The following is a 23,934-nucleotide window of genomic DNA, read 5'->3' on the forward strand; positions in this document are numbered from 1 at the left end:
GAAACCCCGCATCACTTCCCCCGCCGATTCAGCAAGAGAATCATAGCATCGACGGGGTTTTCACACAGCCTGGGTCATTCGCGTCGGTTTGACTGGACCACGGCGAATTCCGGTCTGCCTCGGTGAACGGACATTCCCATGATCGGCGGGCATGTCGGAAAGGTGCCAAAGGCGGAAGTCGCCGCTCCTTGAGTGGACGTTCGTGCGACGGTTGTTCTAGTTCGTGGCGGTACCGACGCCGCCGTGCGCGATGCCTACGAGGCCGGCCGGTCTGACGGCCTGAGGTCCTTTGCGAAGGTTGCGTGGGCTTGCAGGGGCATCGTTCCCTAACACGACGCCCAGTGCAGGTTCTTGCAAGGTCCTCAGGCCGAACAGTTCGTGGTACGAACCTGTGACGGACAGACAAAGCGGTACAGTCTAGTCCCTCAGCTGCTCAAGCAGCCTTTTCACGTCCTTCAGATCTGGCGTGTCGAACCCTTCAGTGAATCGGGCGTAGGCGGACGAGAGGAGATCACGCGCTTCCTCGCGACGCACACGCTCGCTCCAAAGCCGCGCCAGATCCTTCGCCGCACGCACCTCCCAGAGGAGGGCTGAGCGAGCACGTGCATCCGCCAATGCAGCCTGGAGCGCGTGCTCAGCGCTCTCGGAATCGCTGGCGTCCAGCGCGAGCTGGCAGCGCGCCACAAGGCGGTGCAGCTCGGCGACGCAAAAACCCTCGGCTGTTGCAGAGGCCCGCGCCAAGCCCTCTTTGGCTGCGGCGAGCGCCTCCTCTGCGCGACCGAGCTGCAGGGCAGCCTCCCCGATCAGCCAATAGAAATAGGTTTGGAAGAAGTACGTCCCCATGGCGAGCCGGCGCTCGAAGAATTCGCGCATGGCCGTCAGCGCCTTCGGATCTCGGTCGTGCTTCACACCGAGCCAGGCATTCAAGATCCGCGCCTCGGAATAGTAGATGTTCATTCCGTGTTGCTCGGCGAGATCGGCCAGGAAATTGGTGCGCGCCTCGAGCTCCTGAGTGTCATCGACGAGCTGCAGCAGGATCAGGCTCCAGTTGTGCGCGTGGCCAATCGACTGAGGGATGCCCAAGCGGAAGCTGTGCTCGATTGCGGCCCGGTTCATGGCGCGGGCGCGATCTGGAAAGCCCATGAGCAGTTGCGAATTGCTAGCTTGGATCAGCCCACATTCGCGCGCATCGTGGCCGCCGAGAGCGACGCAATCGGCAGGATCACGATCGATGTCGTAGAGCGCAAGCCCTATGTCGACGTGCCGGCAAACGGTCGCGAGATCGCCCATGAACAGCCGCGTCGACCAGGCGGCGTGATGCGCATGCAGGGCCCAAGCCGCGCTCCCCTCGCGTGCCGCGTCCTCCAGCAGCCCGTCCGCGATTACCGCTGCCTCGTGCAGATGCGCCCGGACATTGGCCACACGCCAAATCCCCCATCGGGCACGCCGCCAATTCTCATTGTCGCCGAGCTGCTGCGCGAGCACCGCGGCACGCTCGTAGGTCGCGGAGGTCTCCGCCGCGGCAGGGCCGCGGGTGTTCATGAGGGCGACGCTGAGCGGGCCCAGCAGGTCGAGGTCGCGCCGCTTGCGCTCGTTCGTATCCGGAAGCTCGCCGAGTAGTTTTGACGCGTTCTGAAGCGCGTTCGTCGCCTCGTTCATGGCCGAGCGGCCGAGCGCCGCGAGTCCGGCTCGTGTCCAGGCTTCGGACGCTTGCTCAATCAGACCTGCCTCGGTCAGGTGCTGCGCCAGAATGCCGGGATGGCCGGCCGCAATGTCCGGAAACTGCTCTCCGATGACCTCGGCGATGCGGCCGTGGATCTGACGGCGGCGCTCCTTGAGCAGACTGCCGTAGGCCGCATCGCGCACCAGCGCATGTTTGAAGCTGTACGTCGCTGCAGGCGCAAAATCGCGGCGGAACACCAGTTCCGAGGCCACCAGCTGGTCGAGGGCGCCGAGCAGATCGGGTTCCGGCCGCGAGGTCACGGCAGCGAGAAGCTGGTGGTTAAATTCCCGTCCGATGCATGCGGCAACTTGCGCCAGCTCTCTGACAGCTCCCAGCCGATCGAGGCGGGCCATGAGCGAGTCCTGCAGAGTGTTCGGGATGGCGGGCTGCAGCCACGGGCCGGCCAGCTCGAAGCCGTGATCCGTTGCACGCAACAGGTCCGACCCGAGAATCGTCTTCGTCAGCTCCTCCGTGAACAGCGGAATGCCTTCGGTCCGGGTCAGGATGGCGTCGACGACGGGCGTGGGCAGGCTGCGTCCGCGCGCGATGCCGTCGATTAGCCTCGTTGTGTCGCCGCGCCCCAAACGGTTGAGCGTCAGCAGTGTGACATGCGGAAAACGAGTCCAGGGCGGCGGAAGCTCCGGGCGGAAGGTCCCCAGGAAAAGGACCGGCCAGCGCTGCAGCTGCTCCACGACGGCTTCAAACAGCTCCATCGTCGTCGGGTCGAACCAGTGCAAGTCCTCGGCCACAACGAGCACGGGCTCTTGCCGGGCTAGACCCTCGAGCTGGGCAATCAAGGCCTGGAACGTCCGCATCTTCTGCTGCTGCGGGGTGAAGTCCTGCACAGGATAGCGACCACCGGCTTCGAGGCCGAGGAGTCTGGCCAGATACGGCGCGGGCACTCGTGGGTCGGCGACCGCTCTCGCGAGCAGAGCTTCGACCTTATCGAGCCTGGCCTCGGTCGAGTCCTCCGGGCCGAGCCCAGCCGCCCGTACGAACTGCTGCATCACCGGCCAGAGCGCGTCATTGGCGTGATAGGAGGAGCCATGGTAGCGCAAGCTCACGCGGCGCTCACCCCGCGTCGCCTCACGCAGCGCCTGCACGAGCCGCGACTTGCCGATACCGGGCTCGCCCGAGAGCAGCACGACTTGACCTTCACCGGCCCGCGCCAGTTGCCAACGGCCGAGAAGCAATGCTAGTTCCTGCGCACGGCCGAACAACGGCACCGACACGGCATGGTGGGCATCGAAACGGCCCTCGACGGCCGTCTCGCCCTCGACGAGATACGCGCGGATGGGGGCGGCGAAGCCTTTGACCGACTGCGGATCGAGTTCGGTCAGCTCGAACACTTCACCAAGAAGGCGGCGCGTAGTCTCAGCCACGATCACCTTGCTCGGTTCGGCAAGCCCCTGAAGGCGGGCAGCGAGGTTCGGGGTGTCGCCCACCACCGCCTCCTCTTGCGCTGAGCCTTCGCCAACGAGGTCCCCGATCACAACTAAACCCGTAGCAATCCCGACCCGACAGGCCAGCGGCACACCCATCGGCGTGCGGAGCCGGGCCACTGCTTCGACAATGGCGAGCCCCGAGCGGACGGCCCGCTCGGGCTCATCTTCATGGGCTCTCGGCCAGCCGAAATAAGCCAAGACGCCGTCGCCCATCAGCTTCGCGACGTGGCCTTCGAGCCGCGCGATCTCCCCCGCGACCGCGTTCTGAAACGCCGTGAGAACCTCGCGCATCTCCTCGGGATCAAGGCGGGATGCCAGCGCAGTCGAACCGGCCAGGTCACAGAACATCACCGTGACCTGCCGGCGCTCGGCCGAACGGCTTCGAGCGGGCAGCGCCAAAGGTTCTCCGCGCCTGTTCGCGGGCCTCGACGTGCCCTGCGCTGCTGGTACTTGCGGGCTGGCTGGCAAACATATGATCAGCGCAGCGCCACAATCGCCGCAGTACCTTTTGGCCGGCGGGTTCTCGGCTCCGCAAGCAGAGCAGCGAAGAGCCAGCGGGGCGCCGCAGTCGCCGCAAAACCGCTTCCTCTCCGGATTCTCGCTGCCGCAGCTCGGGCACTCCATGCGGCACCTATCTTTGGCAACCAGGGAGCCCAGCACAGGAGCTTTCCGAGCTCCTATCGCATCATCCAACACGCAACGAGCAAATTCTACGGCTATTTGGGGCGAAATGGCTCTTTGAAAGTGCGGCGGAATGACCGCTTCGGGTCATAAACCGACTCTTGCCTATGGCTCGCGCCTATGGCTCGCGCCACGTCAGCTAAGGAGCCATCAGCGGATATCGGTGCGGCTTTGAACGATGTCCGCGTTCAAATCGACAGCGGACATATTCCCCGCTGTCCAGCCCGGCCGCTTGGTGCCATCAACCGCGGCGCAGGTGCTTGAACAAACGATCAACGACGAGTTCCATTAACCTGCCGATGCTTCGCAAGCGGCGCCATCAGCGCCTGCATTGTGAATGCATCCAGGGTCCACCGCAGCCAGCAAATATCGCCGAGCTGCGTTTCGTTCGTTACGACCCGACGCGAATGCGTTGCTCAATGTTGGCCGCCGGTCCCCCCGCGCGGGCGTTGCGAGTGCCTGATGGAGGTGTTTGTGAGCCCGCCATGCTTTTCCACGGACCAATAGTTTCGACGATGATATTTATTCCGGCGACCGCGCTGTCGATTTGGCGCTGCACGCTTTCGACCTCGGACTTCAGGAATTCTTGCATTTTTTGGAGTTCGAAAGCCAACTTGTGAAGTTCGTCTATCGAGTTTGTGGTCAACCGGGCGACGGAAGAGTTGAATCGTTCGGCGCTGATCTCCAGCGGGCCGGAGGGATTCGATTTCTCTTTGTTGGGTTGTGCCGCCAGAGCCTGCTCCGGCGGAGACGTTTTCTCGTCGTGTGCGGCAGACGTTGGGGTATCCATCAGTTCCTCCCTTGGCGCCCGCGGCCCGCTGCAATAGGCGTCGTTGAGTCGTTAGGCGATTTGGTGGCGTGGCGGTGGCGATCCGGGGCCAGGCCCCGAGTTTCCGGTTTAGTTAGCCCGGTTAAACTTCGACCGTCGCCGCATATCCGTTTTTTCGGGCTGGACCAGCACGACAACGGACATCGCTGGCGATCGGTATCCCCTAATTCACGCGCCGCACCGCGCCCGTGTCGCTGACGTCATAACCGCCAAGCTCGGCGGCGCGGTCGCGCAGTATGGTCGCGCGCATGAAGTCGAACAGCGCCTGCGGTCCCTTCATGAAGTAGTCGCGCTGCCGCAGCACCAGATCAAAACGTTCCCAGGCGCTCGGCAGGAAATCGAGCCCCGCCGATTTCGCCACGCTTCGCGTAGCGATCCCGCAATCGATACGGCCGACCCGGATCGCCTGGGCGATATCGGGTCCGGTCGGAAAGGCGGGCTTTGCCAGTTTCAGGTCGTCGAGCGCGATGCCGGCGCGCGCCAAGAGTGCGAGCAGCAGCAATTGCGCGCCGGCCCCCGTGGGGCGTTGCGCCATGCGCGCGCGCGAACTTGCGATCGAGGCCATGTCGCTCAAGCCGAGCGGATTGCCAGGCGCGACCAGAATGCCCTGCTCGCGCCGTGCGAAGCCGAGCACGACGGCATCGTGCAAGCCCGGTGCATCCGCGACCGCATCGAGATTGGCGGTTTCGTCGTCGCCGTCCAGCCGATGCAGATGGATGGCTGCGACCATCACCTCGCCACGCGTCAGCCGCCGCAGGCCTTCCTCGCTGCCTTCGGGCAGGCTGGCGAGGCCGGAATTGCTTTCGCGCAACGCCCATTCCAAGAGCGGGTCGTGGCTGCCGCCGACGATCGGCGGCGCCGCCACTTGCGCCAGCGCTACGGGCGCGATCAGGCCGGCGGAAACCCAGCGGTCGAGGGCTGCGCGGGGAAACAGCCAGCGCCCCGTCACCTTGCTGCAGGGCACGGCGCGCTCAGCCACCAGTTCGTAGAGCTTGCGTTCCGAGAGCCGCAGATACTCGGCCGCTTCGTCGGTGGTGAGGAGTTCCGGCATAGGCACCAATATGCATTCAAGTGCAAGTGTTACGGAAATTGACCACATTGGTTCCATCTGCGCAAGATGTCTGCCAAACGGAATTTCCATGCCCAACGACGCAACAGCCCTTCAACTCGTGCTCAGCGGCGATCCCGCGCTGTTCGCCATCGTGCGGCTGTCGCTCTATGTGAGCCTGTCCGCGGTGGTGCTGGCCGCGCTGATCGGCATTCCCTTGGGCGCTCTCGTCGCGCTGACGAAATTCCCGGGACGCCAGGGCGTCATCGTCCTGCTCAACGCCCTGATGGGGCTGCCGCCGGTCGTCGTCGGCCTCGCCGTCTATCTGGCGCTGTCGCGCTCCGGGCCGCTTGGCGCGTTCGGCCTGTTGTTCACGCCGGGCGCCATGATTATCGCGCAGACCGTGCTGGTCACGCCGATCATCGCTGCGCTGACGCGCCAGACCATCGAGGATCTCTGGATCGAATATCGCGATGAACTCACCGCGATGAATCTCGGCCCGCTCGGCCGGGTCACTGCGCTGATCTGGGATGCGCGCTTCAGCCTTGTCACCGCGCTGCTCGCCGGCTTCGGCCGCGCGGCGGCGGAGGTCGGCGCCATCATCATCGTTGGCGGCAATATCGAAGGCTTTACCCGCACGATGACGACGGCGATTGCGCTGGAAACTTCCAAGGGCGACCTGCCGCTCGCGGTCGGCCTCGGCCTCGTACTGATCGCGATCGTGATCGCCGTCAATGCGCTGGCCTGGACCGCGCGCCGCGCCGGCGAACGACTGGCGGGATGATCATGCGCGCGCCGTCGAGCGAACTGCCCATTGTATTCGATGGCGTCACGGTGACGGCAGGTCCCGTCACGATCCTCGATCGTATCGCGCTCACGCTGGCGTCGGGCGCGCCGACGGTGCTGATCGGCCCCAATGGCTCGGGAAAATCCACACTGCTGCGCGTGGCGATGGGGCTGCTCGCGCCTTCGCGCGGGCGCATCACCTGGGGCGGCCTGGAAAATGTCCCGCCGCTCAGGCGCGCGATCGTGTTTCAGCGCCCGGCGATGCTCCGGCGCAGCGCCGCCGCCAATGTCCGCTTCGCGTTGCGCGCCGCTGGCATCCCGCGCGCGGAGCATGCGCGCCGCACCGGCGAACTTCTCGAACTGGTCGGTCTCGGACACCTGGCCGACCGCGCCGCGCGAAGGTTATCCGGCGGCGAGCAGCAGCGGCTGGCGCTGGCGCGCGCGATCGCGCGCGATCCGGCCGCGCTATTTCTGGACGAGCCGACGGCGAGCCTCGATCCCACCGCCACCAAGGCGGTCGAGGACATCATCCGCGCCGTCAGCGAACGCAACATCAAGGTCGTGATGGCGACCCACGATCTCGGCGAGGCGCGCAGGCTCGCCGGCGATATCGTCATGCTCCACCGCGGCCGCATCGTGGAAACCGCCGCGGCTGCGTCGTTCTTCGAGATGCCGCAAACCGCCGAGGCCAGGACATTCCTCGCGGGTGAACTATTGGTTTAATGGAAGGAAAACAACGATGAAGATGTTCACGCGCCGTTTGCTGATCGCGGTGACCGCCAGTCTCGTATTCGCCGGCCACGCCGTCGCACAGGACAAATCGATCGTGATGGCATCGACAACCTCGACGCAGGATTCCGGCCTGTTCGGCCACATCCTCCCGATGTTCAAGGCCAGGACCGGCATCGATGTGAAGGTGGTGGCGCAGGGCACCGGACAGGCGCTCGATACCGCGCGCCGGGGCGATGCCGACGTCGTGTTCGTCCACGCAAAGCCGGCAGAAGAGAAGTTTGTCGCCGAAGGCTTTGGCGTCAAGCGCTACCCCGTGATGTACAACGACTTCATCCTGATCGGCCCGAAGAGCGATCCCGCCGGCATCAAGGGATCGAAGGACATTGTCGCAGCGCTTGGTACGATCAAGGCCAGGGGCGCCGACTTCATCTCGCGCGGCGACAAATCCGGCACGCACCAGGCCGAGCTCAACCTCTGGAAGGTCGCCGGCATCGATATCGCGAAGGACAAAGGCCCCTGGTACAAGGAGATCGGGCAGGGCATGGGCGCGGCGCTCAACACAGCGTCGGCCTCCAACGCCTATGTGCTCGCCGATCGCGGCACCTGGCTTTCGTTCAAGAACCGCGGCGACCTTCTGATTTCGGTGGAAGGCGACAAGCGCTTGTTCAACCAGTACGGCGTCATGCTGGTGAACCCGGAGAAGCACCCGAGCGTCAAGAAGGATCTTGGCCAGCAGTTGATCGACTGGCTGGTGTCGGCGGAGGGCCAGAAGGCCATCGCCGAGTACAAGATCAACGGCGAGCAGTTGTTCTATCCCAACGCCAGCGATTCCGGCGCGTGATGCGCGCGCGGCTTTCGGCAGCGCTTGCGGTTTTCGCGATCATGACGGCGCCGGCCATGGCGAGCACCGCGCGCAGGCTGCCGGCGGTGCTCGCGGTCGGCGCCGACTACGGCCTGACCGTGATGAACGGCGCTTCCGTCCCCGCGCATCGGTTCGCGCTCTTCATTCTCTCGGCGGAAGGCTACCGCACGCTGGCAAAGCACGGCTTCGCTGCACGCGCCCTGCCGCAATAGGGGATTCCGATGTTCCGCTCAGGTCTCGTCGCCGTCACGCTGCTCGCTTTGCTCGGACCGGCCAGGGCCGCCGACGACGGTTGCGAAAAATTCGCATGGTCGCTGGCGCGCGAACGCGCGGCGTTTGCGGCGGCGGACAAGACGACGGTTGCGGCGGGCGAGGCGTTGGCAGCGCTGCCGGCGGGCGCGCTGGTCATTCGTCTGCAGGCGGCGGCGCAAGCCTCCTTCGAAATGCCGCCCGAGCGCAAGCCGCGAACGGAGCAGTGGCATGGCGGCATGGTGCGATTGCCCGTGCTGGCCAAGCCCGGCATCTACCAGATCACGCTCTCCGACGACGCCTGGATCGACGTCATTCAGAACGGCCGCTACGCCCGCTCCGTCGGCAGCACCGGCCGCAGCGATTGTCCGGGCGTGCGCAAGAGCGTGCGGCTCGATCTCAACGCCAGCCCGGTCGTGCTGCAATTGAGCGGCGTATCGCCGGATACGATCGCCATTACGATCGGTGCGGTGGAATAGGTTCCGCAACTCCAGCAAATTGGGAGGCCATAGCATCCGCGCCCGCACTTATTGCGCTGCCTGGGATCGGCTTCTCTGTTAAAGATGTTGTCAGCGCAAGGTGAGGGCTCAGTGATGGCGTCTCAAACTTCGGGCGAGATGAACCCGCGCAAGGTGCTGCTTTTCAGCGGCCACATGATTGATAGCCCGACCCGGAGGGAGCCCCGGTTCCCGGCAGACAAGGAGCCGATCGCAGCCAAGGCGATCGGAGATCTGCTCGATCAGATCGCCGTGGGGCGCGGCGATCTGGCAATTTGTGGCGGCGCCTGTGGCGGGGATTTGCTGTTCGCCGAGGCCGCGCTGGCCCGGCAATTGACCCTTGCGATCTATCTTCCATTTGAGGAGGACAGGTTTCTTGCGGAATCCGTCGATTTTGCCGATGCGGACTGGCGTTCGCGCTATTTTGCAGCGAAGTCACAGGCGGCATTGCACATCGCGTCCGAGGAACTTGGCCCGCTCAAGCCTGACGAAGATCCTTTCGAACGCAACAATTTGTGGATGCTGCAGGTGGCGACAGGGTACGGCGCCGAAAAGGTCGATTTCATCTGCCTGTGGAACGGAGCCGGCGGCGACGGCCCGGGCGGCACCCAGCACCTGATGCAGGAGGTGCAAAAAAAGGGTGGCCGGACCCATTGGCTGGATACGGGGCGGCTGTGGACGTGAAGCCGATGCGGCCTTGGCCGCGTCAGCCTGCAAATCTCTGGAATGGCGTCATGTCCACGAACTTCGCGGCATACGCCCGTCCTACCGATTGCATCTCATTGATGTACTCGATCTGATCCAGCGCCTGGACGTGATCCGGATCGATCTGGGTCAGCCCCAAGGCGTCGAGGCCGTCTCGACTCACATCGGGATTGTAGCGGGCATACAGGAATTGGCGGCCGCAATCTTGTTCGAGCGGAATGACATCCCCCTTGAGCGGATCCGGTCGCCGCGGAACCATGTCGCCGAGCTCCCGGTCGATCGGCTCGCCGAACACGCAGCGGCCGACAGCGCGGCAATTGATGTCCTGGTCGATTGCGGCGCCGCCCATGAGCACGCCGGGAAGGTGCGCGACGTTGGCCGGCGCCAATTGTCCGCGCGCGTTGAGGTCGCGGCTGACCGCCGCCGCCGATCCCGTGCCGACCGAAATCAGCATCATCTTCGTCTCTCCGACGGGCCAGTTCAAGCGGTACTGCGGAAGTGTCGCCATCCGGAACAGCTGGAAGGCCGGGTTATTGTAGGGAGTGACGCCACCGTCGACGAAGAAGAAGGTTTTTGCCGGGTCGTCTTTATCCCACTCGACTATTTCGGGCGGGAAATAGACGGGCGCAGCCGTGCTCGCACGCACCAGCTGCCACAGCGGAATCTGCAGATTGCAGTCCTTGCGGGTGCGATCGTTGTACCGGGCAAAAGGATTGTTGGAAACTGGCCACGGCGAATCCGTCGTTGCATTTCGTGTGACGACCAGCAGCAGCGAACGCAGGTCGTCGGCCCCAAGCGTGCGCTCCCCGAACACGCTGTTCAGCTTCTTGCGCAGCGGATCGGCCTGATAGAAGCTGCGCAGCCGGCCGATCAGGGATGATTTTTCGAACATCAGCGGTCCCGCCTCGGAGTAGAAAACGCTCAGTTCCTGAACTGACTTTCCCATCGCGAGGCCAGCCGCAATGATGGCGCCGGTGCTGGTGCCGCCGATATAGTCGAAGAAATCCCCGAGACGGAATGACGCGCCTTTGCCAGTTGCCGTCGCCAGATCCTGCTCAATCTTGCGCAGGATTTCGAGAGACATCACGCCGCGGATTCCGCCGCCGTCGAGCGCCAGCAGCCGGCGGGGTCTTTCAGCAGCGAACTTTGTTTGCCAGTTTTTGAGATGGGTCATTTGTCGTTCCGATTTGCTGTCGTGTTTTGATCCCGTCAGGGCGGCAATAGCTCGCCAAGTGCGCTCAGTTGCTTGTTCAGGGTATCTTCCATCCATTTCACGGCGTTGCTATCGCGGCCGGCCTTTATCAGGCGCTGGCGTTCTTTCTCGACAATCTCGGCTTTGAGGCTTCCCGCCTCATCTCTGCGGCCTAACCCGAACAAGGCCTCAACCTTGGTCGCCCCGATCCAGAACAGCTCGTCGCCGCTGACCCCGGGACCGTCATGTTTCGGTTCGCCAGCGCCGGAGGCGCCTGGCAGCAGATGATCGCAAATTTTCAGGACATCTTTCCGGACCCGCCGCGCGAGAAGCCGATCCACCAAAGCCTCATCGCCCTCGCTGCGGGACGCGCGAACATCGAGCACGAATGCGTAGTTGATGCCGTTATAATAGTCGGTTCGGATGTAGTAGCCTCTCGCATAAGCCTTCACCGATTCATCCAGATCCTCGCGGTTTTGCGTTGCATCCCATAACCGTTTGTGGATAGCGCCCCATAATCCCACCGTTTCGGCATCGCTCGACGTTCGCGGCGTGAGCGCGCTCAAAATGTTCTTGGCATTGACCAGTGATGTCGTGGCGTCCGGCTGTTGGAACTTGTAGGTTGCCAGCGCCAATTGCTGGAGGATGTAGGGGTCGTCAGGCTGCATCGTCTTCAGACGCTTCAGAAGGGCTAGAGGCAGAGCCCAATCGTCGGCCTCCTTGACCTCGTCCTTCGCGGCGCGAAAGCTTACGAGGAGTTCGGCGAAGCTCTTCTGTTCCCGGTCCGTGGGCTCAGAGGAGGGCGCGGGCGGGCCCGCGGCGGCCACCATCGCCGGCGTCTTGGGAAGGCTGGCGGCCTGAAGCGAGGGAATGAACAGAAAGACCGGGCTGTCGGGCTCGGGACTGTCCATCAGCGTCGTGATCTTTTCTTTCAGTTTCTCCCTGACGCGCATCACCTCGGTAAATCCGATCTCCTTGCCGAGGTGCTCGTATTTGAGGATGCTGAGATGATTGAGATCGAACGGGAAGCTGAAATTGTTCTCCGCGAGCACGATGGTTCGTTGTGGCCGGAGCGCGTGACGAACGCCGAGCTCATAGACCGCGTTGACGTTCGCGGTGGACAGGTCCGCAATGACCAGATCCGCCGAAAGCAGATTGTCGTACATCGGCTTGTCGATGACGGTGGAATGGATGATCTCGTCCGCGCGAACGCAGGTATGGCCGGCCTCTTTCACCACCGGTTTGATAATGTCTTCGTAGGTTCTGTTCAGGTTCAGAACACGCTGCGGGTTCGACTGGAAGTCGGTCTTCTCGCCGAAGCCCATAATGACAAAACAGCTACCCATAATATCCTCCGGTCGGCTGGTGAGCGGCACCGCGGGAGTCGCACGCAATCAATGGTTGCTTGTAAAATAGTGCACAAGTCTGAACCAAAACGAGTGTGGTTGCAACCTGAAAGCTGGAAGTTTCGTGGGTGGATGTGCCGCCGAAAGCAACGCGAACTTCGCGGCTGGTCAATTGTGCCGCGTTGCAGGTTGTGATCCACGACGAAAAATCTGCAGGAGAAACTTGCCGTTCAGTTTCATGAACATTCGTTCAAGCAGCCGTCTCGGTCTTTATGTCGCACGCCGGAACGTCACGCGCGCCGGCCGGTTAGCCTTCACACGTTCCACTGGAGTTCGATGATGAAGCAGCTAGCTATCGTGTTTGCCGTTGGCGCCGCCGCGCTGATGGGAGGTTCCGCCGCCTACGCCGCCGACAACGCGGTGAAGTCGAAATCTTCGATGGATGCCACGCAATCCCCGACCGACATCAGCGCGCGTCACCGCCATCGCCACTGGCATGGCCATCACCACTGGCATCACCGTCACTACCGGCCGTACTACGGGAGCTACAATTACTATGCCCCGCGCCCCTACGGCTATTACGGTCCCCGCTACTACGGCGGCGGCCCCGGTGTAACCTTCAGCTTCGGCAGCGGCGGCTATCGCGGCTGGTAAGACAGGCTGGAGGAAGACGAGAAGCCCGCAGCGATGCGGGCTTTTTGTTTGCTCTGGTGCTGACGACGCACCATTGATCGATGGCGCCAGTGGCTGGATCGGTATACCCTGAGATTCGCGCCGGCAGCGCGGCGCCAATCCCTCTGATGAAGGAAGCCAAAATGAGCGAGCGACTTGAAACGCTGAACAAGGCCCGTGCGCGCATGCTCGAGGACAGGGACGCCCATGCGAAGGTGCTGGCCGCTCCCTTTGACCGCGACAAGGCCGAACGGGCCCGCAACAAGTTCATCGAGATTCAGATGCTGATCGACGCCCTGGACCGCGCCATCAGCGGAGAGGGAGTCATGGCGCTAAGGGCCTGAGCCCTATGCGCTGCGGCGGCGGCCCGGCGTAACCTTCAGCGCGTAGGGGCGGATTGGAGCCGAAGGGCTAATCCGCCATTCCAGGCTATTCTTGTGCGTTCATCGTCATCAGCCGAATCTCCGCCCGTTTCGCTGTCGCCGCTTTCACTTCCAGAGCCCTATTGCATGGTAGCGACCCATCGCACACGCTTAAGCAATTCGACGGCAACACCGGCCCCATCGGCGGGGAGGCGGCGCGGCGGACTACGCCTTCGGCTCCAATCCGCGCTACGTACTGCCCCGTGATTCCCAAGGCCGGCTGACGCCGCGTCACCTTGCCTCATTCTGCCCTGGCATGAGGGGATGGCCCGGATCCTGCTTTGACAGGTGCGCGCTGACCTGATCCATTTCCCTTATCGAGCGTGACGAGACATTCAGCACAGTTAAGGAGTAGGCCCCATGAAGGAACGGGAACTTCGAGACCTGATTGCAGACGTCAAGACCGGCCGGTTGTCGCGGCGGGCCTTTGTCCAGCAGATGATCGCCGTCGGCCTTTCGGCGCCGATGGCCGGGATGATGCTGAGCCAGTCCGGGGTCGCGATGGCTGCGACCGCGATTCCCTACAAGCCGATCAGGGCCGGCGGCGGCGGCATGCTGAAACTGATGTATTGGCAGGCGGTGACCCTGCTCAATCCCCATTTCGCCGTCGGCACCAAGGACCAGGAAGGCTCCCGGATCTTTTACGAGCCGCTGGCGGGATGGGATAATGACGGCAATCTGGTGCCGATCCTCGCTGCCGAGATTCCGAGCAAGGAGAATGACGGATTGGCCGAGGACGGCCGCTCGGTGATCTGGAAGCTGAAGCGCGGCGTCAAATGGCATGACGGCATGCCTTTCACGGCCGACGACGTCGTGTTCAACTGGGAATATGCCAGGACGCCGGAGACCGCGGCGGTCTCGATCGCCAGCTACAAGGACATCACGGTCGAGAAGATCGACGACTTCACCGTCCGCCTCGTTTTTGCCAAGCCGACGCCATTCTGGGCCGATGCCTTTGTCAGCAACTACGGCATGATCATCCCGAAACATTTGTTCAAGGATTACGTCGGCGGCAAGTCGCGCGAGGCGCCGAACAACCTGAAGCCGGTCGGCACCGGCCCTTATATGTTCGTGGATTTCAAGCCGGGCGACATGCTCCGCGCCAAAATCAATCCCAACTACCACGTCGCCAACCGGCCGCATTTCGACGAGGTGGAGGTCAAGGGCGGCGGCGACGCGGTGTCGGCGGCGCGCGCGGTGCTGCAGACCGGCGAATATGACTATGCCTGGAACATGCAGGTCGAAGACGAGCTCCTCTTGAAGATGGAAGCCCTCGGAAAGGGCAAGATCAGCATTACGACGTCAGGCAATGTCGAATTCATGCAGCTCAACTCGACCGATCCCGCGGTCGAGGTCGACGGCGAGCGCGCCAGCATCAAGACCAGGCATCCGCTGTTCAGCGATCCGGCCGTGCGCCAGGCCATCAATCTCCTGATCGATCGCGTCTCGATCGAGAAATTCATCTATGGCCGCACGGCGCTGGCCACCGCGAACTTCCTCAACAACCCACCACGCTTCCGGTCGAAAAACACCAAATTCGAATTCAACATCGAGAAGGCCAACCAGATCCTCGAGGCCGCCGGCTGGAAAAAAGGCGGCGACGGCATTCGCGCCAAGGACGGCAAGCCGCTGAAGTTCGTGTTCCAGACCTCGATCAATGCGCCCAGGCAGAAGACCCAGGCCATCGTCAAGCAGGCGTGCCAGAAAGCGGGCATCGACGTCGAACTGAAGTCGGTGGTGGGCTCGGTGTTCTTCTCCTCCGATACCGCCAATCCCGATACCTACACGCATTTCTATTGCGACGCGCAGATGTACAACACCACCATGCCGCAGGCCGATCCGCAGCTCTTCATGAACCAGTATGTGTCCTGGCAGGTGGCGAACAAGGACAACAAGTGGCAGGGGCGCAACGTCTCGCGCTGGCAAAGCAAGGAATACGACGAGACCTACAAGCAGTGCGAACAAGAGCTCGACGCGGTGAAGCGCGCGGCGCTCTTCATCAAGCTCAACGACCTCGTCGTGAAAGACAACTACATCCAGCCCATCATCTCCCGCACCCGGGTCGCAGCCCTCGGCGGCAAGCTGACCGCGCATATTTCGGGCTGGGACAACGATCTGTGGCAGCTCGCGAGCTGGTACCGGGAGGCGTGACAGCGGGCTTTCAGATGTGCCTGATGTAGCAGCCTGGCGTTTGCGGGCACAGTGAGCGCGACGCCTCGCGAAGCTTGCAGGCGGATTCGCGGTCGCGTTGTCGGATGGCGCGCGCGAGGGGCAATGGCGGGACGAATACCGCGGACGAGAGTGCTTTATGCACCGGTCGGATTGAAAACAGCAGCATGCGAGCGGGCGCGCGCGATGCGTACACCCCGTTCCTTCAAGTCACGCAAGGCGACATACATCATTGCCGTCATCAGAGCGTCGTTGAAGGCGTCGTGCTGGGCGAGCAGCGGGATGCCGAGATCCTTAAGCATTGCCGCGAATGAGAGATCGACGACCGTATTTGCCGGCGCGTCACCATACTTGCGCTCGTAGTAGAGCTTGGAAACCTCGATGCGCCGGTTGGGCAGCTCGATCTCGATGAAGGGGAGGACGTATTTGTCGACCATCGCGATATCGAAGTCGACATAGTATCCGACCAGCGGACGCCCGCCGATGAAATGCAGCAAACTTGGCAGCACCTTCCTGATGAACGGGCTTTGTGCAACATCGGCCCGAAGCAGGCGATGCACCTTGATCCCTTCGGCCCGCATGTCAGCATCGGGGCGAACGACCGCCTCGAAATGCTCGCTGGTCAGGATTCGGTTGCCTCGGATTTTGATCGCGGCAACGGCGATGATGTCGTCGGTACGCACGTTGAGACCCGTCGTCTCGCAATCGATCGCGACAACCTCGTCCGCGGGTCCCGGCTCGAACAGGAACCGGTACGACTGATCGCCGATCGAGGCTTGATGGAAGAGGCGTTTGATCGCGCGGGGGATCACGTCAGAACATGCCAAGATTAAAGTGGTGGCGAATGATCCCGCGAAACTGTTTGACCACCTGAAAGGCGTCGCGCAACAGATCGCGTTCCATGCTCGAAAGTAATGATGGTCGCACCAGCGTTCCTGAAATGCCGCCCGATGCAGCCAGTTGTCCGTCGAGCCTGAGCGTCAGCAGGAAACGAAGCGTCTCGCTCAACTCTCGGGCAAAGTCGGGTTGCAGGACGCCGATCTCGCGCAGTCGCGCGATGCGCTTGTCGGTCGCGGTTTCCATCAGGCTGTGCTCGATCGCGAGACTACGGGTGCCGTGAACGATCGGAAAGATCCCGCCCTTCTTGAGGTCCAGCGCATCGCCCTTACCCTCGGACGTGACCAGTTTGTTGAACAGCCCGATCGGCGTCGCGAAGGCGTCCACAGCACGTGCGAAGTGAGCCAGGTAAGCCTGCTCGCCGCGGATCAGATCGATCAAATTTGCCTTCGCCGTTGCCAGCAGTTGCGCATCGCCGGCGACAGCACGCGCATCGTAGAAGATTGCCACGTTTATATGGGCCATATCGTCAGGCAATGTCACCCAACGGCGGAAATCCGAAAGATAGTCGGAGAGCGGCTTTGACCAAACCGGATTGCGTACCATCACGTTGCCGGGGCACGGTGGAAAGCCGAACTCCGCCAGCGCACCGGAAAAATCGCTCCGGAACGCATCCAGCGCCGCCTGATCGACGGGGCCGGCCAGGATCAGTCCGTTGTCCTGATCGGTGCGTACGGTCTGTTCACCGCGGCCTTCGCTCCCCATGACGATGAGGCAGCCGCTGGTCCGGATCTCGGCGGGTGCGACCATCTCGAACAGCCGCGAGAACAGGTGTCCATTAAGGTCGGAGACGACTTCGCCGATCACCTCGACCTTGACGCCCTGGCGGCGCAGGGTGCGCACCTGCGCCGCGGTCTCGCGCGCGGCAATCATGAGGTCGTCCTTGCTCGAGGCGCGATCAATGCGGCCGGCGACGACCTGGGCGCTGCCGGCGAGGAAACCCAGCAGGTCGATATCTTCGAGGATACCGACATAGCGCTCGCCGTCATGTACCGCCACGCGTCGTTTGTTTCGTTTGGTCATCAGCACGAGAGCCGACGATACAAAATCATCCGGCCGCAACGTAACGACATCAAAATGCGCGAGCGCACGCACGGGGGTTTCGATCGCCAGGCGCCGCAGCACGACTGCCTTGGACAGGTTCATGCCGGTGATGATGCCGATGCGCTCGCCGTCGCGAACGAACAGCGCGTTGCTGTCGATCTCGCGCATCAGGTGGCCGGCGGCCTCGATGGTATCGCTCGCATCGATGAATGTGGGGGGATGCAGGAACAGCTCGGCGACCCGCGCACGCATCAGCGAGCCGTAGCGCCGCTCCTCCTCGTCGCGGACGAGCTCATCCAGCTTTTGCGATATCTCGCGGTAGAAGAACGAGGCAAACCGGGGATTGCTCTGGATCAAGCCGAGCGTCAGGTTCTTGGGAGCGATGTAGCAGAGCGTCTCTTCACGAGCTACGAATGCGTGACCGCTCTTGCCGTGGACGAGGGCGCGGCTGTCGAAACTGTCCTTGGGACCCAGCAGCGCCAGCAGGTCGTTGCCGTCGCGCTCCTCGATCGTGCCCTTGATGATCACGAACAGGGCGTTGGCGGCCGCATTCTGGGCGATGACGGTTTCGCCCGGGCGGAAGTAGGCGATATCCAGCGCGGCGCGCAGTGTTTCGACCTCTTGCGATGTCAAGCGGTCGAAAGGCGGGTTGGTGGCATCGAAGGCGCTGGGCATCTGCATTCCCTGACCGGAGGCTGGCGCGCCAGGAATTAGACAGCGCCAGCCAAATGATTCAACCGGGCAGATACGTTGCCTGCTGAGTCAGGCTGGCCTCCGCCTACCGGACCTGACGTTCGCCTTGGAATCGAGCATGACCTCCTCTTCGAAGCCCGGTTTCAGTGCGTGGTGGCGCCGGACGCGCCGATGCCGGTCTGGCAGCGCACATATTGCGCGTCGAAGCCGTCACGGTCGGCCCTGGCCCGCGCGCTGCGGTCCAGAACCGAGAATAGCCAAATGCCGGCGAATGCGATCGCGATCGAGAACAGCGCCGGGTTGTCGAGCGGGACCGGCGCTGACCCCTTGGGGTTGCCGAGCGTTGCTTCCCATACCGCAGGCGACAGGATGACGCCGACGACGGCGCTGATCAGACCGAGGAACCCGCCGATCAACGCGCCCCGCGTGGTCAGCCCCTTCCAGAAGATCGATGTGACCAGCACGGGGAAGTTGCACGACGCTGCAATGGCAAAGGCAAGCCCAACCATGAAGGCGACGTTCTGGTTCTCGAATATGATGCCCAGAATGATCGCCAGCACGCCGAGGAACAGCGTCGCGATCTTCGAGACGCGGATTTCGTCCTGCTCGTTGGCCTTCCCGTTCTTGATCACCATGGCGTAGATGTCATGGCTGATCGATGATGCGCCGGCGAGCGCCAGGCCGGATACCACCGCGAGGATGGTGGCGAAGGCCACCGCCGAGATGAAGCCGAGGAATATGTTGCCGCCGACCGCGTTCGCCAGATGGATCGCTGCCATGTTGGAGCCGCCCTGGATCGCTGCGATCCCGCTCTTGGTCTTCTCCAGAATGCTCCCGTCAAGGAACGCCGCATCGGTCGAGACCAGCACGATGGCGCCAAAGCCGATGATGAAGGTCAGGATATAGAAATAGCCGATGAAGCCGGTCGCATACAGGACCGACTTGCGTGCGGCCTGGGCGTCCTTCACCGTGAAGAAGCGCATCAGGATGTGCGGCAGCCCGGCGGTGCCGAACATCAGGGCCAATCCCAGCGAGATCGCCGACAGCGGATTGGAGATCAGGCTGCCGGGTTCCATGATCGCGGTGTGCTTGGGATGTACCTCGGTTGCCTTGGCAAAAAGGGCCTCCGGGCTGAAGCCGAATTTGTACAGTACCGCGCCAGCCATGAATGTCGCGCCCATCAACAGCAGCACGGCCTTGATGATCTGCACCCAGGTCGTTGCCTTCATGCCGCCGAAGGTCACGTAGATCATCATCAGGCCGCCGACCAGGACGACTGCCATCCAGTAGTCGAGGCCGAACAGCAGCTGAATGAGCTTTCCGGCGCCGACCATCTGCGCGATCAGGTAGAAGGCGACGGTGACCAATGAACCGCAAGCCGCGAGAATGCGGATCTCGGTCTGCCCTAGTCGGAACGAGGTGACGTCGGCAAACGTAAACTTGCCGAGATTGCGCAACTGCTCGGCGATCAGGAACGTAACAATGGGCCAGCCGACCAGCCACCCCACCGAGTAGATCAGGCCGTCATAGCCGGAGGTATAGACCAGGCCCGAGATGCCCAGGAAAGAGGCCGCCGACATGTAGTCGCCGGCGATCGCGAGGCCGTTCTGAAAACCGGTGATGCCGCCGCCGGCAGAATAGAAATCCGCGGCCGATGCGGTCTGTTTTGCCGCCCAATATGTGATGCCGAGGGTCAGGGCGACAAAGGCGACGAACATGCCGATGGCGACCCAGTTGACCGCCTGCTTGGTGCCGCCGTCGATGGCGCCGGCCGCAAACGCGAGCGAGGGCAGGCTGGCAAATATTGCGGTCACGAATATGCAGGAGAGCTTTCTCATGGCTACGCCCCCTCGACAATTCGACGGATCAGGGTGTCATATTTGGAATTGGCCTTGCTGACATAGATGGCGGTGAGCACGAACGCCGAGACGATGACGAACAGACCGATCGGGATGCCGATGGTCGTTACGCCCGTCCCCAGCCGCATGCCGAGGAATTTGGGCGCATACGCGACCAGCAGGATGAAACCGAAGTAGATCACGAGCATGATCAGCGACAGCGTCCACCCGAACGACGAGCGCCGCCGCACCAGCTCCTTGTAGTCCGGATCCCGCTGGATCGCTTCGAGGCTTCTCGCATCCATGCTGTTTCTCCCGAAGAATTCGCAGACAGACGTATCGACAGCGTGCTCGCGCAAGACGACGCACAGCACGCCAAAGGTCCATTAAGCGGCTGTCGCTTGGCGACACCACCGAAAGTGAGCGAAAAATGCAGCTTGTTCTCGCCGCGTTGCGATAACGTATGACGAAACGTCGGACGTGGCTGTTGATGTAGATCAAATCAACGCATGAACGTCGCCATCGCGCAAAGCCTGTGAACGTCGGGCATGTGTTGCTTCCGGAGAAGGCGTTCGCCGCTGTCAGACTCGGCCGAAAAGCTGACACCCGCCTTAAGGCCGCTCCTTCTTGAATAGCGCGGAATTGTTTCAGGAAAATGCCCGTGGTGCCTCTAGCCCGGAATCGAACCAGCGCCCCTTGCGGAGCCACCGCGAACTTCCTCAACAACCCGGAACGCTTTCGGTCGAAGAACACGAAATTCGAATTCAACATCGAGAGGCCAACCAGATCCTCGAGGTTGCCGGCTGGAAAAAGGGCGGCGACGGCATTCGCGCCAAGGACGGCACGCCGCTGAAGTTCGCGTGCCGGACCTCGATCAATGCGCCCGCGGGCAGAAGATCCAGGCCATCGTCTTTCCGAGTGAGAAATGTCGGGGCCCCCTCTGCAGGCACGATGTTGTCTCGCTTTGACGGTGCGAACCGCCAGCGACATCATCGTTCGGCGTGCCACCTGCCGTACGGCTATTGAGCCGAACGGGTGGCCCGCTTGAAGGCTTCCCGCGTCGCCTGATTGGCGCGATCGAAAGTGGCGCGCGCTTCTGCCAGGGCGGCGTTGAGTGTCGACCAGGATTCTGTTCCCGCCCGGGCGAGTTCTTGGAGCTTTTTCTCGGCGGCGGCTGCATCGGCCTTCATCCGCGAGATCGTGGCATCGATTTCGCGCCGCCGCTCGATCGCGAATTCCTTCCCTGCAGCATTGAGTTTATCCGCTGCTTCGCGCCAGGCGCCTAGTTGAGCTGTGACCTGGCTTTGAAAGACAGCCTGTTGTTGCTCTATGTTGTTGCCGAAAGTCTCAAGATACCTCTGGGTCTCGGCCTCGAAGCCCTTCAACTCTGCTGCCAACCGCAGCTTGGCGCTGTCCCAAGCGGGCTCGCCCGCCTCGGCCTGCTTCTCGACGGTACTTTCGAATTCATCTCGCTTTTTCTTCATCTCTGAGATGAATTGATCGGCCTTCACCCGGGTCTGCGCCTGCATTTGCACCGCTTTACCCTCGAGCGATGCGAGTGTGGCATCCATCTCATCAATCCGCTCCTTGGCCCAACTGAGAAAAAAATGAGCGCTGCTGGTTTGCGTGGGCATGGCCGTCTCCAAGGTGAAGGTTTCTGCCGGTCATTCTGGCAGACCGGACGAAACACGTTCTGTTCGGTTTCAAACAGTCGCAGGCGAAGGCGGACGATCGCTCTTTTGATCCAAATCAAATGCGAGCCGGGCTCGCTGTGCTTCGCTTTTCGCGCTCGGCGAGCTCTTTGAACGAGCAGAGCGAATCCCGGGACCAGAGCAAACGGCGACTTAGTTCAGGTGCTAAAAGCGTGCGCGCCGGTGTGGTCCGCTGTGAGAAGGCGTTTCCGTCATGCCCATGGCCTCAATCACACCACTTCACTTGCGCCGCGGTATCAATAATCGGCTACTGCTTGCGCTGTCTCCAGCGACGTTGGATCGGATGCTGCGGATTTCCGAACCAGTGAGCCTGGCCAGAGGGCAGCAAATCGAAACCGCTGGACAGCTGATCAAGTACATCCATTTCGTCAACCGAGGATTGGTCTGCGCCGCCAAAGCCATGGAAGATGGGCGGGTTGTCGAGATCGCAGCCATCGGTACAGAGGGCGTCGCCGAGTTCGTCGCTCTGCTCGGTATGGACAGGTCACTTGTGGATATGGTCGTGCGTATTCCGGGAACGGCAATTCGCATCAGGCGCGAAGCCTTCATGCACGAGATGGAGAACGACAAGCCGCTTCGCCAATTGATGCAGGATTACGTGCGCTTCGGGCTCAACGAAGTTGCCCGGCATATTGCCTGTAATCGACTGCATCATCTTGATCAACGGTGCTGCCGCTGGCTTTTGATTGCGCATGATCACGCGCTGTCGGATGAATTTCCGCTGACGCACGAGGATCTTGCGATGATGCTGGGTTACCAGCGCGCAGGGGTTTCGGTCGCCATGGCTTCGCTCGTGAGAGTCGGTCTCATTGAGCACAAGCGAGGCAAAGTGATCGTAAGCAACCGGCCGGGGCTCGAAGCTGCATGCTGCGAGTGCTACGGCGAGATGCGAAACGAACTAAACGAATTCCTGCCATCGAAAAAAACGGCACAACTGTTCGAATTCACACAGAACGAAATCGCCAAGCGCCGTTAGCTTCATCTTTATCAGTGAGCTTCACCTTTATCAGCACGAACAGGCCGTTCGGGATCTCTGCTTCAGCCTTGGCCAATGCGCTGGATGAATCGCGCGCCGCTGTTCCTCGCGCCGAGCGTCTCTGCTTTTCTATGGTCGCTGCTCACGGCGGCGCTCGCGTTGGTCGTTGGGGTCCTGCTTCTCTGGCACCCAGGTCGCGGCTGCGGTCAGGTATCGCGACGCGTTCCCGGATTCGTAGGGCTGGATGGTGATGAGCGGAGTCACCGACCTGGTCCTGGCTTGGCTGATGATCAGCGGATGGCCGGGCACCGCGATCGGGGCGTTGGGATTGATCGGCGGCGTCAACCTCATGACTTCTGGTCTGGCGATCACAATGGCTGCTCTCGCCGGTCGCAGCTTGGTCAAAGGAGTGCAAGCGCGACGCGCTGACGGAGTGTTGACCGTCGGCGCAGGCGCCGGTGGCTGAGAATCTGCCTTGGAACTCGAACAGATCGAATCGATCGCGCGGAGACTGTTCGAAGTCGAACAGAGCAAGGCCCCGGAAGCAGCTATGGGAGGCCTTCAGTAAAATTCCCTCAACAGAAAGGTAAGCAGTCATGAGCAAATTTGTCGTAACCACATTTAACACTGAGACGAATGCGTATGAAGGTATGCGAGCTCTAAGGGAGCTTCATGCGGAGGGCGAACTCACGCTCTATGGATTGGCCGTTATCACCAAGGATACGAATGGGAAGCTGTCGGTCAGGGAGGCGCCTGATGATCTGACTGGCACGGCGGTAGGCAGTCTGGTTGGCGCGCTGGTAGGCGTGCTTGGCGGGCCGGCCGGCGTTATTGTCGGAATGACAACCGGCATGATGCTGGGGAGTATTGGCGACCTTCTCAACATCGGCGTGGGCACGGATTTTGTTGACAAGGTCTCTGGCCAGTTGGCCCCGGGCAAGACGGCGGTGATAGCCGAGGTCGATGAGGATTGGATTACCCCACTCGACACGCGCATGGAAGCGATTGGCGGCTCCGTCGCGCGTGAGTGGCGTTCCGACTTCGAGGAAGCTGAAATCGCGAAGGAAACCGCGGCGCGCAAGGCAGAATTCGCGCAGTTGAGAGCCGAAATGGCTCAGTCTCGCGCCGATGCCAAAGCCAAGCTCCAGACGCGCATCAACGAGGTTAAAGCGAAGCTCGATGAATTGTCCGGCCGGGCGCAGACGAAGTTGCAAAAGTTGGACAAGGATACCAACGCCAAAATCGACGCACTGAATGATCAAATTGCCAAGGCCAACGCCGCAACCAAGGCCCGGATCAAGGAACGGCTTGTTGAGTTGCGTGCCGACCGTGACCGGCGATCTGCCAAGCTCAGGGAAGCTGGTACCTTGATCAAGGAAGCACTCGCCGCGTAGAGCATGCTGCGCGCATGCAGCA

General features: G+C 62.1%; 22 protein-coding genes and 3 pseudogenes. 13 read left to right on the plus strand and 12 right to left on the minus strand.

Annotated elements, in window-relative coordinates; genetic code table 11:
- Positions 1-222: 222 nt before the first annotated feature.
- Positions 223-330 (plus strand): annotated as a pseudogene (locus JQ624_RS39040) (SAM-dependent methyltransferase); the annotation flags it as partial.
- Between the two features lie 87 nt (positions 331-417).
- Here the strand turns inward: JQ624_RS39040 and JQ624_RS35900 are convergent.
- The 4 genes and pseudogenes from JQ624_RS35900 to JQ624_RS35910 all read right to left on the minus strand — a co-directional run bounded on the left by JQ624_RS35900 (position 418) and on the right by JQ624_RS35910 (position 5,729).
- Positions 418-3,567, minus strand: coding sequence for an AAA family ATPase (locus JQ624_RS35900; RefSeq protein ID WP_249130338.1), 3,150 nt, complete (start codon positions 3,565-3,567; stop codon positions 418-420).
- 99 nt (positions 3,568-3,666) lie between these two features.
- Positions 3,667-3,792: pseudogene (locus JQ624_RS39850) on the minus strand (double zinc ribbon domain-containing protein); the annotation flags it as partial.
- Between the two features lie 448 nt (positions 3,793-4,240).
- Complete coding sequence (locus tag JQ624_RS35905; RefSeq protein WP_212423608.1) at positions 4,241-4,639, minus strand: hypothetical protein; 399 nt, start codon at positions 4,637-4,639, stop codon at positions 4,241-4,243.
- A 202-nt stretch (positions 4,640-4,841) separates the two neighbouring features.
- A complete protein-coding gene (locus JQ624_RS35910; protein ID WP_212423609.1) occupies positions 4,842-5,729 on the minus strand; it encodes a helix-turn-helix transcriptional regulator in 888 nt (295 codons plus the stop codon).
- 88 nt (positions 5,730-5,817) lie between these two features.
- Here JQ624_RS35910 and JQ624_RS35915 point away from each other — a divergent pair, with 88 nt between their 5' ends.
- From JQ624_RS35915 to JQ624_RS35940, 6 genes are all read left to right on the plus strand, one after another.
- Positions 5,818-6,510 carry an ABC transporter permease gene (locus JQ624_RS35915; RefSeq protein WP_212423610.1) on the plus strand — a complete coding sequence of 231 codons (693 nt, stop codon included), beginning with the start codon at positions 5,818-5,820 and terminating at the stop codon, positions 6,508-6,510.
- A 2-nt stretch (positions 6,511-6,512) separates the two neighbouring features.
- Positions 6,513-7,235, plus strand: a complete 723-nt coding sequence (locus tag JQ624_RS35920) for an energy-coupling factor ABC transporter ATP-binding protein (protein WP_212423611.1) — start codon at positions 6,513-6,515, stop codon at positions 7,233-7,235.
- Between the two features lie 22 nt (positions 7,236-7,257).
- A complete protein-coding gene (locus JQ624_RS35925) occupies positions 7,258-8,085 on the plus strand; it encodes a substrate-binding domain-containing protein (RefSeq protein ID WP_212423634.1) in 828 nt (275 codons plus the stop codon).
- On the plus strand, positions 8,082-8,318 hold the full coding sequence (locus JQ624_RS35930; RefSeq protein WP_212423612.1) for a hypothetical protein: 237 nt from the start codon (positions 8,082-8,084) through the stop codon (positions 8,316-8,318). Before JQ624_RS35925 ends, JQ624_RS35930 begins: the two co-directional genes overlap by 4 nt.
- A gap of 9 nt (positions 8,319-8,327) precedes the next feature.
- Complete coding sequence (locus JQ624_RS35935) at positions 8,328-8,834, plus strand: hypothetical protein (protein WP_212423613.1); 507 nt, start codon at positions 8,328-8,330, stop codon at positions 8,832-8,834.
- Positions 8,835-8,948: 114 nt separating this feature from the next.
- Positions 8,949-9,536, plus strand: a complete 588-nt coding sequence (locus tag JQ624_RS35940) for a hypothetical protein (protein ID WP_249130343.1) — start codon at positions 8,949-8,951, stop codon at positions 9,534-9,536.
- A 22-nt stretch (positions 9,537-9,558) separates the two neighbouring features.
- Here the strand turns inward: JQ624_RS35940 and JQ624_RS35945 are convergent, their stop codons facing one another.
- On the minus strand, positions 9,559-10,827 hold the full coding sequence (locus tag JQ624_RS35945) for a patatin-like phospholipase family protein (RefSeq protein ID WP_249130339.1): 1,269 nt from the start codon (positions 10,825-10,827) through the stop codon (positions 9,559-9,561).
- On the minus strand, positions 10,767-12,095 hold the full coding sequence (locus tag JQ624_RS35950) for a TRAFs-binding domain-containing protein (protein WP_212423614.1): 1,329 nt from the start codon (positions 12,093-12,095) through the stop codon (positions 10,767-10,769). Before JQ624_RS35950 ends, JQ624_RS35945 begins: the two co-directional genes overlap by 61 nt.
- 339 nt (positions 12,096-12,434) lie before the next feature.
- Here JQ624_RS35950 and JQ624_RS35955 point away from each other — a divergent pair, with 339 nt between their 5' ends.
- The 3 genes from JQ624_RS35955 to JQ624_RS35965 all read left to right on the plus strand — a co-directional run bounded on the left by JQ624_RS35955 (position 12,435) and on the right by JQ624_RS35965 (position 15,340).
- Positions 12,435-12,749 carry a hypothetical protein gene (locus JQ624_RS35955; RefSeq protein WP_212423615.1) on the plus strand — a complete coding sequence of 105 codons (315 nt, stop codon included), beginning with the start codon at positions 12,435-12,437 and terminating at the stop codon, positions 12,747-12,749.
- Positions 12,750-12,910: 161 nt separating this feature from the next.
- Positions 12,911-13,111, plus strand: coding sequence for a hypothetical protein (locus JQ624_RS35960; protein WP_212423616.1), 201 nt, complete (start codon positions 12,911-12,913; stop codon positions 13,109-13,111).
- A gap of 438 nt (positions 13,112-13,549) precedes the next feature.
- Positions 13,550-15,340 (plus strand): peptide ABC transporter substrate-binding protein, encoded by a 1,791-nt coding sequence (locus tag JQ624_RS35965; protein WP_212423617.1) that lies wholly within the window; start codon positions 13,550-13,552, stop codon positions 15,338-15,340.
- A 155-nt stretch (positions 15,341-15,495) separates the two neighbouring features.
- Here JQ624_RS35965 and JQ624_RS35970 read toward each other — a convergent pair whose 3' ends face one another.
- The 4 genes from JQ624_RS35970 to JQ624_RS35985 form a co-directional block, all read right to left on the minus strand.
- Positions 15,496-16,170 carry a 3'-5' exonuclease gene (locus JQ624_RS35970; protein WP_212423618.1) on the minus strand — a complete coding sequence of 225 codons (675 nt, stop codon included), beginning with the start codon at positions 16,168-16,170 and terminating at the stop codon, positions 15,496-15,498.
- 1 nt (position 16,171) lies between these two features.
- Complete coding sequence (locus JQ624_RS35975) at positions 16,172-17,974, minus strand: putative nucleotidyltransferase substrate binding domain-containing protein (RefSeq protein ID WP_212423619.1); 1,803 nt, start codon at positions 17,972-17,974, stop codon at positions 16,172-16,174.
- A 161-nt stretch (positions 17,975-18,135) separates the two neighbouring features.
- On the minus strand, positions 18,136-19,830 hold the full coding sequence (locus tag JQ624_RS35980) for a cation acetate symporter (protein WP_212423620.1): 1,695 nt from the start codon (positions 19,828-19,830) through the stop codon (positions 18,136-18,138).
- Positions 19,831-19,832: 2 nt separating this feature from the next.
- Positions 19,833-20,135, minus strand: coding sequence for a DUF485 domain-containing protein (locus JQ624_RS35985; protein ID WP_212423621.1), 303 nt, complete (start codon positions 20,133-20,135; stop codon positions 19,833-19,835).
- A 398-nt stretch (positions 20,136-20,533) separates the two neighbouring features.
- Here JQ624_RS35985 and JQ624_RS35990 point away from each other — a divergent pair.
- Positions 20,534-20,715, plus strand: a pseudogene (locus JQ624_RS35990) (peptide ABC transporter substrate-binding protein); the annotation flags it as partial.
- A gap of 134 nt (positions 20,716-20,849) precedes the next feature.
- Here the strand turns inward: JQ624_RS35990 and JQ624_RS35995 are convergent.
- Entirely contained in the window at positions 20,850-21,464 is a 615-nt protein-coding gene (locus JQ624_RS35995) for a hypothetical protein (protein WP_212423622.1), read from the minus strand.
- 271 nt (positions 21,465-21,735) lie between these two features.
- Between JQ624_RS35995 and JQ624_RS36000 the strand changes: the two genes are divergently transcribed.
- Positions 21,736-22,518, plus strand: a complete 783-nt coding sequence (locus JQ624_RS36000) for a Crp/Fnr family transcriptional regulator (protein WP_212423623.1) — start codon at positions 21,736-21,738, stop codon at positions 22,516-22,518.
- A gap of 129 nt (positions 22,519-22,647) precedes the next feature.
- On the opposite strand, the gene JQ624_RS36005 is transcribed toward JQ624_RS36000, so the two are convergent.
- A complete protein-coding gene (locus tag JQ624_RS36005) occupies positions 22,648-22,869 on the minus strand; it encodes a hypothetical protein (RefSeq protein ID WP_212423624.1) in 222 nt (73 codons plus the stop codon).
- A gap of 245 nt (positions 22,870-23,114) precedes the next feature.
- Between JQ624_RS36005 and JQ624_RS36010 the strand changes: the two genes are divergently transcribed.
- Positions 23,115-23,912 (plus strand): DUF1269 domain-containing protein, encoded by a 798-nt coding sequence (locus tag JQ624_RS36010; protein WP_212423625.1) that lies wholly within the window; start codon positions 23,115-23,117, stop codon positions 23,910-23,912.
- Positions 23,913-23,934 lie beyond the last annotated feature (22 nt).

Origin of the sequence: Bradyrhizobium sp. AUGA SZCCT0283, from assembly GCF_018130385.1 — a bacterium.
GTDB lineage: Bacteria > Pseudomonadota > Alphaproteobacteria > Rhizobiales > Xanthobacteraceae > Bradyrhizobium.